Origin of the sequence: Desulfosporosinus sp. I2 (assembly GCF_000960765.1) — a bacterium.
GTDB lineage: Bacteria > Bacillota > Desulfitobacteriia > Desulfitobacteriales > Desulfitobacteriaceae > Desulfosporosinus.
In genome coordinates, this window is record NZ_JYNH01000263.1 from 1 (window position 1) to 2,043 (window position 2,043).

The 2,043-nt window shown below is 46.4% G+C and carries 1 pseudogene; it reads right to left on the reverse strand.

The features are described from left to right. Positions 1-2,043: pseudogene (polC, locus tag UF75_RS25495) on the reverse strand (DNA polymerase III subunit alpha); the annotation flags it as partial.

Below are 2,043 nucleotides of genomic sequence, written 5' to 3' on the forward strand. Positions count from 1 at the left end.
CCTTTACGCACCAGCTCCATGATCTTAAAAGCTGTATTGGGCGGCAGACCCTTACTAATCAAATAAGTCATAATATCATCCCGGGTGCAGACGGCTTCACTTAAGGTCACGGTTCCCGCATCAATTAAGTCCTTGGCATTTCCCAGCCACACATCCGTACCATGGGAAAGTCCGGATATACAGATTAAATCTGCGAAGGCTTTGGGCCTTGTATCTAAAAGCATTCCTCTGACGAACTTCGTACCAAACTCAGGAATGCCGAAGGTTCCAACCTTGGAATTGATCTGCTCCGGGGATACCTCTAAGGCTTCCGTGGAGGAGAATATTGACATGGTCTCCTGATCATCCATGGGTATCGTTAGAGGGTCCACGCCGGTGATATCCTGAAGCATTCGGATGACCGTCGGGTCATCATGACCCAGAATATCCAGCTTTAATAGGTTCGAATCAATGGAGTGATAATCAAAATGGGTAGTTATGATATCCGAATTGGAGTCATCGGCAGGATGCTGTACGGGGCAGAATTCAAAGATTTCTCGTCCCTTCGGCACGACGATAATTCCTCCCGGGTGCTGCCCGGAGGTTCTTTTGATACCGGTGCAGCCTTTAGAGACTCGCAGAGTTTCTGCCTTGCTTACGGTACGGCTTTTTTCCTCATAATACTTTTTCACGTAGCCGAAGGCTGTTTTTTCGGCGATAGTCCCGATGGTTCCGGCCTTAAAGGTTGTACCCTTGCCAAAGATAACCTCTGTATATTTATGGGCCTTGGCCTGATATTCTCCTGAGAAATTCAAGTCAATATCAGGCTCTTTATCGCCATTGAAGCCTAAGAAGGTCTCGAAAGGGATATCGATGCCATCCTTCGCCAGCTTTTCTCCGCAAACCGGACACACCTTATCCGGCAAGTCAAAGCCGATTTTAACGCCATAATCGGAGAAGTCCGAATACTGGCAATTGGGACACCGGTAATGGGCCTGCAGGGCATTGACTTCCGTAATCCCGGTCATATAGGCAACAACCGAGGAACCCACCGATCCTCGAGAGCCGACCAGATAGCCATCCTCATTCGATTTCCAGACAAGTTTTTGAGCGATAATATACATAACAGAGAAGCCATTTTTGATGATCGAATCCAGCTCTCTATCGAGCCTTTGCTGAACAATTTCCGGCAAGGGGTCTCCATAGAGGGCATGGGCCTTCTCATAAGTAATATCCTTAATAGTCTGCTCGCAGCCTTCAATATGAGGCGCGCATTTCTCCGCTGAAATAGGACTGATCGGCTGGCACATATCGGCCACCAGATTGGTGTTGGTTACGACCACCTCATAAGCCTTTGCTGCTCCTAAATAGGAAAATTCCTCCAGCATCTCCTCGGTGGTTTTTAAATATAAGGGGGCCTGATGATCGGCATCCTTAAAGCCTTGACCAGTTTCGAGGATTCGCCTGTAGATTTCATCTTCCGGATCCAGGAAGTGAACATCACCCGTGGCGACGACAGGCATGTTTAATTTTTTACCCAGAGCCACAATCTTGCGGTTGATTTCCTTTAAATACTCTTTGTCGGGCACCTGCTCTGTTCTGACTAAATAATCATTGTTCCCGAGAGGCTGGATTTCTAAATAATCATAGGCCTGGGCAATGGCTCCAATTTCCTCATTGGATTTTCCGAGCAAGATGGCCTGGTAAAGCTCGCCTTCACTGCAGGCACTGCCCAGAATTAAACCTTCAGAGTATTTTTTATAAAGGCTCTTTAAAATCCGTGGCTTTTTTATAAAAATAATCCAAGTGAGAATAGGAAACCAGCTTATATAAATTCTTTAATCCCACATAGTCCTTGGCTAAGATGATCGCATGATAAGTTTTAAGCTTCTTATACTCCACGCTCTTCGCGTTTTCATCGGAGCCATAGCGATCGATATCCTCAAGGGTTTCTGCTCCCCGTTGTTTTAGTTTTTCAAGCATAACCTTAAAAACTTTAACCGTGGTATCCACGTCATCTAAGGCCCTGTGAGCTACCTCCACCTTGAAGCCTAAGTTCTTGGC